Annotated in this window: 7 protein-coding genes; 4 read left to right on the forward strand and 3 right to left on the reverse strand. The window is 49.1% G+C overall.

Going from position 1 to position 7,755, the window contains the following annotated elements; all coding sequences use genetic code 11:
* Positions 1–108: 108 nt before the first annotated feature.
* Complete coding sequence (locus tag A918_RS0110615) at positions 109–1,035, reverse strand: alpha/beta hydrolase (RefSeq protein ID WP_022711043.1); 927 nt, start codon at positions 1,033–1,035, stop codon at positions 109–111.
* A 49-nt stretch (positions 1,036–1,084) separates the two neighbouring features.
* On the reverse strand, positions 1,085–1,720 hold the full coding sequence (locus A918_RS0110620; protein WP_022711044.1) for an NAD(P)H-binding protein: 636 nt from the start codon (positions 1,718–1,720) through the stop codon (positions 1,085–1,087).
* A gap of 111 nt (positions 1,721–1,831) precedes the next feature.
* Between A918_RS0110620 and A918_RS0110625 the strand changes: the two genes are divergently transcribed.
* The 4 genes from A918_RS0110625 to A918_RS20140 all read left to right on the forward strand — a co-directional run bounded on the left by A918_RS0110625 (position 1,832) and on the right by A918_RS20140 (position 6,461).
* Positions 1,832–2,746, forward strand: coding sequence for a LysR family transcriptional regulator (locus A918_RS0110625; RefSeq protein WP_028233662.1), 915 nt, complete (start codon positions 1,832–1,834; stop codon positions 2,744–2,746).
* A gap of 325 nt (positions 2,747–3,071) precedes the next feature.
* Positions 3,072–3,986 carry a DUF3313 domain-containing protein gene (locus A918_RS20135; RefSeq protein ID WP_022711046.1) on the forward strand — a complete coding sequence of 305 codons (915 nt, stop codon included), beginning with the start codon at positions 3,072–3,074 and terminating at the stop codon, positions 3,984–3,986.
* A 439-nt stretch (positions 3,987–4,425) separates the two neighbouring features.
* Positions 4,426–5,097 carry a response regulator transcription factor gene (locus tag A918_RS0110640; RefSeq protein WP_022711047.1) on the forward strand — a complete coding sequence of 224 codons (672 nt, stop codon included), beginning with the start codon at positions 4,426–4,428 and terminating at the stop codon, positions 5,095–5,097.
* Positions 5,098–5,102: 5 nt separating this feature from the next.
* Positions 5,103–6,461 (forward strand): HAMP domain-containing sensor histidine kinase, encoded by a 1,359-nt coding sequence (locus A918_RS20140; RefSeq protein ID WP_198013291.1) that lies wholly within the window; start codon positions 5,103–5,105, stop codon positions 6,459–6,461.
* Positions 6,462–7,195: 734 nt separating this feature from the next.
* On the opposite strand, the gene A918_RS0110655 is transcribed toward A918_RS20140, so the two are convergent.
* Positions 7,196–7,747, reverse strand: a complete 552-nt coding sequence (locus A918_RS0110655; RefSeq protein ID WP_084664761.1) for a class GN sortase — start codon at positions 7,745–7,747, stop codon at positions 7,196–7,198.
* Positions 7,748–7,755 lie beyond the last annotated feature (8 nt).

Raw genomic sequence — 7,755 nt, forward strand, 5'->3', positions numbered from 1 at the left:
TGCCCGTATTGTTTCTGCGGTATTTTTCAAAATTCCAAGGATTTATATTGCTGAGCACGGATTGTAACATTCATCAGGATTGTGAAGTTAGAAGCCGCCTGAGCGTGCTTAGAGATTTTCCTTGTAGAACGGAACGAGCTTGGCAAGTGCCAGCCTGACCGGTTCGTCCTTGTCATACAGGTCGTAATGTGACCAGCCTTCGAGAACCACAAGCTCCTTCTGTTTGGAGGCCGCGCGTTCAATAATCTCGCAGCCGTCGCGATAGGCGCCGAATGCGCCGACCTTATCACCGACCACGATGCAAAGCGGCTGTGTCAGGAGTACTTCCGCCAGATGAAAGGCATCCCAGCCAACGGCTGCTGCCTGATGCGACAGGAGCGAGCGGTTCAGACCGTTGGGTTTCTGACCGCGCGGGGTGCGATAGTAATCAGTTGCCTCCAGCGGATCGCGATCAGTGATGCCCGCAGCGCGGGCTTCCTCAACAGAACTGGCAAGCAGATTGTCAACGTGAAGCTCTGCGCCGCGCGCTTCAGCTGTACGTTGTCTGGCCATTGCTTCCAGCGCGGCGATCGGATTGAGGGCAGTGAAATTACCGCGTATCAGACGGCCATAATTCGCGCCGGTAACGGTGCCAACCGCCTTGATGCGGCGCTCAGTCATTGCAGCATTGATTGAATAGCCGCCGCCACCACAAATGCCGAGTACACCAATGCGTTCTTCATCGACATAAGGAAGCGTCACAAGATAATCGGTAACATGGCGGAAATCTTCGACACGCAGTGTCGGGTCTTCGATAAAGCGCGGCTCACCGCCGCTTGCACCCTGAAAGCTTGCATCAAAGGCGATGACAACAAAGCCTTCTTTGGCCAGCGCTGCGCCATAGACATTGCCCGAGGTTTGTTCTTTGCAGCTTCCGATCGGATGTGCGCTGATGATGGCCGGATATTTCTTCGTTTTGTCGAAATGCGGCGGGAAGTGGATATCGGCGGCGATATCCCAATACATATCGTGATTGCGGATTTTCACGGTTTCCATGATGTGATCTCCTTAATTGCGGAGGCGAGTGACATTCTCACTGGCCGGTTTACATGAAGGCAGGTTTGTCGCCATCGGTGTTTGGTTTGTTAATGCCGATATTACGGTTGCCAAGTGCACCGGTCGTTTCGGTTAGTTTTACGACCAAGGCTGCCACGCTTTTGCGTGCGATCTCTGTGCCTTTAAAAGGCTCGTGGCGCTCAGTTGTTTCGTAGGTGACTTCGTCTGCATCGGTCAGCCAGGCAGGGCGCAGGACGGCATAATCCAGACCTGATGCCTCCACGAGATCGGCAGCCTTGCGATATGGTGGTAAATATTCACCGATTTCCCGGTTGTTCCACGCACCGAATTTGCCGGGTACTTCGTCATAAATGCCAAGCGTTGTGCAGAAAATCAGCTTCCGCGAACCGGCATCTTTCATGACGGTGATAATGGCTGCAGCTTGCGCATCGACATCTCCGGCGAGGTTCGCATAAACCACATCCTGACCGCTCACGGCATCTCTCAGCTTGGCAGTGTCGTGAACATCGCCCTCAATCACGCGGGCATTGTCAGGAATATCCCGACCAAGCTTCCTCACATCGCGAAGAAACAGCGTCATCTCTGTGTCGCCGCGTTCTGCCAGCATATCAATCACATGCTGTGCGATCTGACCGCTTGCGCCAAGGATTGCAATTTTCTTCATTATTCTGCTCCGTATATTCATTTCATGAATTTAACATAATCCACTCGACCTAACGGAAAAATGGGGGCATCCTTCAATCAGTTTGAAGCTGTAATTCATAATGAGCGTATAATGGATCGTAATCTTCTGCCTGCTCTTGCTGCCTTTGCGGAGGTTGCCCGCGAAGGGAACTATACTCGTGCGGCTGGTCGTATCGGTATTTCGCCATCGGCTTTGTCGCAAACGATCAGAATGTTAGAGCAGCAGCTCGGCGTTCGTCTGCTTAACCGGTCGACACGTTCGGTATCGCTGACAGATGACGGCCGGAAATTACTTTCCCAGATCGAACCGGGTCTTGCAATGATATCACATGCGGTCGTCGCTGTCGGTGAGGCACGCGAAAAGCCAAGCGGTGAAATCCGGCTGAATGCGCCGCGGGTTGTCACGCATCATTTTATTGAGCCGTATCTCGGAGAGTTCGCCCGCCGGTATCCTGAGGTTCGCGTTGAGTTATTTGTCGATGACGGGTTAGGTGACATTATTCGGGAAGGCTGTGACGCGGGTATTCGCCTGCGTGAAAGTGTGACAGACACGATGATTGCAGTACCGGTCACTCCGCAGGTTTCTCTTGCCGTGGTTGGTTCACCTGCTTATTTTGCAGCTAATCCTCCGCCAAGAGTGTTCAGGGATCTGACACAGCACAATTGCCTCGGTTTTCGTCTGTCGGGTAGCGGAGCTGTATTCCGCTGGGAATTGACCGATCCGCTTACAGGGGAGGAAAGGCTGTTCCAGCCTGCCGGAACATTCGCCACGAATAATGATGATGTCATGCTGAATGCTGCGCTTCAGGGAATAGGTCTGGTGATGCATCTGGACTTTGCTGTCAGTCAGCATCTTGCATCCGGCGCTCTGGTGCGCGTGATGGAAGATTGGTGTCCGCCCTTTGATGGTTTCAACCTCTATGTTCCCTCACGGGATCAGATGCCTGCAAAACTGCGCGTTTTCGTTGATTTTTTGGTTGAGAAGCGGCGGCAACTGGAGCGATAGAGCAATATGATTGAGCGCAATACGCAGATCTGTAAGCAAATTGAGGATAAACTGTTTATTGTTTTGGAATTTTCAAATTGCTATTAACAATATTCCGGTCAAAATTATTAAATATACTGTAAGAATGATTAGCATAAGAGCTATGTACATTGTGCACCTGTTCAATTTTTTTGAAAAAGAACATCGGAACATTACCGTAATATTACGATATTTGTAATGAAATCACTCAAGGAAAATTCATTGTTATAATTTGCGTAATGTTGCCGCAAGGTACAAAGGTCAGGTTGCTCCCCGAATTGCTGTTTAAAAAGCGGGGTTACCGGTCGTGCGGAGCAACAAAATAAATTTCGGAAAAACAATAACTTGGTCGTTACAAAAAAATACATCAAACCTGATAAAATATTTTCCGATTATCGTCCTGTTAAGTGGTTGTGCGAGTGTTCCCTTAAAAGAGGGGGGGACTCTTACTTCCTATAGTAATTTAAGTGAGCCGAAAGGAAAGTTTGCCAAGAAAAAACTTTACTTGAATTTTGGCGTGTTAAAAAAAGTAAGAACCGTAAGTATATTTCCGACGTCCTTTATAAATTCTGCTGAACGGCGCGTTGATAAAGTACAGGACAGAACCCTGCTGGCAAATGCGATCGATCGCGCTGTTTGCTACACTCTGAGTGAAAAATATAAAATTGTTCCTACCGGTGAGCCGGCTGATCTCACAATCCGTACCGTTATTACCGATGTTGTGCCTACAAAGTCTGGTATTGCGGGCGCTGCAAAGGCGATTTCTATCGGTACAGCCATTGCCTTACCTGTAGGGGTTCCGCGATTGCCGTTCGGGCTGGGCGGACTGGCTGTTGAGGCGGAGGCTACGGATCCGCAAGGGGCTCAGGTTGCGGCAATCGTCTGGTCGAAGGGGGCAAACTCATTCACCAGTGAGGCGCGTGTGTCGCAGGTGGGGGATGCCTATGATTTGGCTGCGGCTTTTGGTTCTGAATTTTCCAGACTGATTATCGAGGGTAAGGAGCCGGGTAATTTTGACCTTCGTTTGCCGTCCGGATATGAAATTCGCACAAAACTGGGCGGAAGGCCGGGATCGGTTCTTTGCGAGAATTTCGGTCGTCAACCGGGTGTTTTGGGGGCGATCGGCGCTTCATTGGGAGCGCCTCCGTCATGGACAGATAAAGGCTCTAAATCCCTCTCTGCGCCAAAACAAAGCAGCCTGTCTGCGCAATCAACTCCCTGACAGGCATGATTATTTATAGCTTGGCACCTGCCACGTAACGTTGCCGTAATGTTCAGACGGGATTGGTCATATGCTGACATATATAAACTTATTGAGGATATTATGCGTAATTATTTTGCGATAGGTCTCCTGATGGCGCTGATGGGCTGCGAGACAACAGACTATAGAGGCCGTTGTAACGAATACGGATTTCTTCCCGGAACAGATGCCTATGCGCAATGTGTGCAGCGCCTGGATATGTCCGACAAAGACCATTTGAGAAGGGCATATCCGCCTCCGGCATATGGTGTTTCCCGCGGGGATCTTCTCTAGTTCCGGTTGTCCGTTTTTACTGATACGTTTTTTAATGTGGTCAGCTAAGCGCCCCTGAAAACATGCTAAAAGTGTTGGTGTTCGCAATGTGCAATCAATTTGACTCTGATCATATCAATGGCGGCTCATGCATATTCTGATAGTAGAAGATGATCGTGAATTGGCGGCCTCGCTGAAGGCTATGATGGAGGCATCCATTGGTGTTGCGGACACATTTGACACCGTTGCAGATGCAGAGTCTGCTTTGCTTGCTTTCAAATTTGATCTGGCAATTATCGACCGTCATCTTCTGGATGGTGACGGTCTGTCTCTGCTGCCCACTTTACGGCAGCTTCGGCCGCGACCAGCTACTCTGATATTAACAGCATTAGATGATCCGGCTGATATTGTTGCGGCTCTGGATAAAGGCGCGGATGAATATATCAGTAAACCATTTGAACCAATGGAGCTTATTGCCAGAGCGCGGGCTGTGCTTCGCAGATATAATCTGGATGAGACCGGATGCACGCAGTTCGGCAATTTATCATTTGATCTTATCAACCGTTCCGCCATGGTTGAGGGGAGTATTATGAATACTCCAAGACGTGAGCTTGCTATTTTAGAGGCGCTCATCAGACGGGCGGGGCGTGTTGTCCAGCGTGATAATCTGGAAGCTTCCGTTTATGGCCTTGATGATGAACTGGGCTCTAATGTCATAGATTCCCATGTGTCGAGACTGCGGCGGCGTCTGCGGGAAGCGAAGTGCAATGTAACAATACGCACTATTCGCGGTATAGGTTACATGATGGTGCAGGAATGAAATTCATGCGCTCCATCGCTTTTCCGGTTGTCGTTATGCTTGTTATCGGCATGGCGCTGATGATGACAATCAGTACAATATTAACACTCACGTTTTTATTGTTATCTTCGGATACGGAGGGCCGGCAAACTGTACCTCTGGATATTCTGGGAAAACTACTGCAGTCCAGTAAGTCCTATACGTCCTCAGGTCAGTTAAAACTTAATATTGGCGGCATATCTGCCGATATTATTGGTTCTGCAGAGCAGCAACCGGATTTTTGGTATTTGCTGAGTGACGGAACTCAGACGATAACCCATGGGGTTGTACCACCGTCTGTTCAGAAGGCACTTAATACAGTTTCTGATCAAATATCTTCATTTCAGTTTCATTACACAACGGGTGAAGTAACCTATCAAGGGCTGCGCCTTGTTGATGACGCCAATCCTCAGGCATTTGTTGTGCTGGGCGGTGTTTCATTTACCGGAGTGCAAACAATTTTCGTTGCATTATGGGGAATAGGCTCTCAGGGCTTGTATCATTTGCTTGGGGTTGTGCTGGTCGCTACGGCGACGATTGCGGCGATAGCGGTTAAGCGTGTCATTGCATCGCCTGTAAGGAGGGTTGTAAACTCTGCGGAAAAGATTGACGGCCTGCCCAATGGCCGCAGTATTTCAGATCGTGATACTCCCTCGGAATTAAAGCCGATGGTTGCTGCATTTAATACGGCTCTGTCGCGTATTGATGATGCGTTTGAAGCGCAGCGTTTTTTTCTTGCCAGTGCATCGCATGAGTTGCGAACGCCGTTGACCAAGCTGAGAATAAAACTGGAAAAGATAGAAGAGCCGGCAATACGCGAAGTTCTGATACGGGATACGGCGCGTCTGGCTTCAATCGTAACGACTTCTTTGCAACTGGCGCGGTTGTCCGGCCAGTCATTGGCATTTGCTCCGGTTGATCTCGCGCATGCAGCCCGTCAAATTGTTGCTGAGCATGTTCCGGCTGCTCTCAAGCAGGGCGTGGAGATTGAGTTCAAAGCACCTGAAGAACGGATAATCATTTCCGGTTCAGAGGCGGCGCTTCGGGTGGCGCTGGATAATTTAATCATGAATGCGCTGTGCCATGCGCAAGGAACAGAAATGCTGGTGATCGAAGTGCTTCATCCTTGCATATTGCGCGTTACTGACAGGGGGCCGGGTATTCCCGATGCAGAGCGGAGCAGTATGCTGAAGCCTTTTGTGAGAGGGGCGGGTACTGCGGTTGAAGGGGCGGGGATGGGACTTGCAATTGTATCCCAGATTATGAGCGCCCATAATGGATCGGTGGCATTATCCGATGTGGATGGTCGGGGATTGGTCGTGAGTTTGACCTTCCCCGCAGGTTAAGCGATCAATATCAAAGTGAATCTATTCTCGATATTATAGCTATGGCGATTGGACCCCATAGTAAAGATACGGGTATGATCGTTAAAAGCATAAAATTTATTGCGGATCTGATTTTTTTATAAATCATAGATTTAATCCATTTGTTGAGATGGATTTGTCTGTGATTTCGTATGACGGCGTGGAAATCTTGTGATTATTTACAATATTTGCAAGGCAAATTCCGATGAATATTACGAAAATTTCGAATGGTTTTTCATAGAATTTTCTTGATAGTTTTCTTTTCAAAGAACATCTCCATCTCTATATCACCTGCTTTTAGGTGAAGCATCGAATTGGAGTGATGTTTAGAATTCGACTGTTACGGCAACATTACCTCTTTAAAGTCAGCTCTTGAACTTGAAACAAGCGGTTGTGATCGACAGAAATATGGGGTGTGAGAAGGAAGGGCAGATTAGGTTTATTATGCTCCAAGAGCTAAATTGCCAGAGAAGGCGGGAGAGGTTTCCCATTTCTGTACCCGGCGACATCCCAGCCGATCTTTGCCTGACCGGCGCCGACAATACCCAATCAGATGGTCGATGCTTTAGCGTGCCAAAGACTCAGGAGAATTACAACTTGTTGAAATTACGGGACATTGTTGTGCTGTGAACAGATCCCATCGTTCATTCAAAAAACATAAATGTCAGGGTCGTGCGGTATCCCCATGAAAATTGCTTGTCTGCAGCAATTTCAAATCACTGGATTGAAGTGGCATAAACGAGATAACGAAGCGGACCTTGTGTAACCGCATCAAAGGGATAGCAGGTTGCAAGAACCAGCTGAGAACCCGCTGCGTGAATATCGATCTGCGCCTCATCCCAACGCGCAACACTCATTTGCATGGCACGATAGGTATAAGTTTTACCGTCAGTGCGGGTAATGCGAATAAGATCGCCTTTCTCAATATCTTTAAGAAAAGCAAAATGCGTGTCGCGGTGGGCGGCATAAACTGCCGTTCCTGTCTCACCGGCTTTGGGTGTGTTCTGGAGATGACCGGGCCCAAAAGCCAGAGCTTGTCCGCTTGCACCGTTGAGAGCGATTGCTGATGCAGCCAGACGCGGCGCTTCGATACGTGCTACCGGCCATGTGTCCGCCCATGCCCACGGTTTAACCTTTTCACCTGTTGCAATACTCTGGGTAAAGGCACGCTCAAGCAGGAACTGAGCTGCATAGGCTTTTGCATGGATCCACACCCCCTGACCGAGAAGAATAAAGCCGCAGGCCATCACCACAATCGACAGCAATATGAGAGGGG

The sequence above is a fragment of the Pseudochrobactrum sp. AO18b genome, assembly GCF_000409565.1.
Lineage (GTDB): Bacteria > Pseudomonadota > Alphaproteobacteria > Rhizobiales > Rhizobiaceae > Pseudochrobactrum > Pseudochrobactrum saccharolyticum.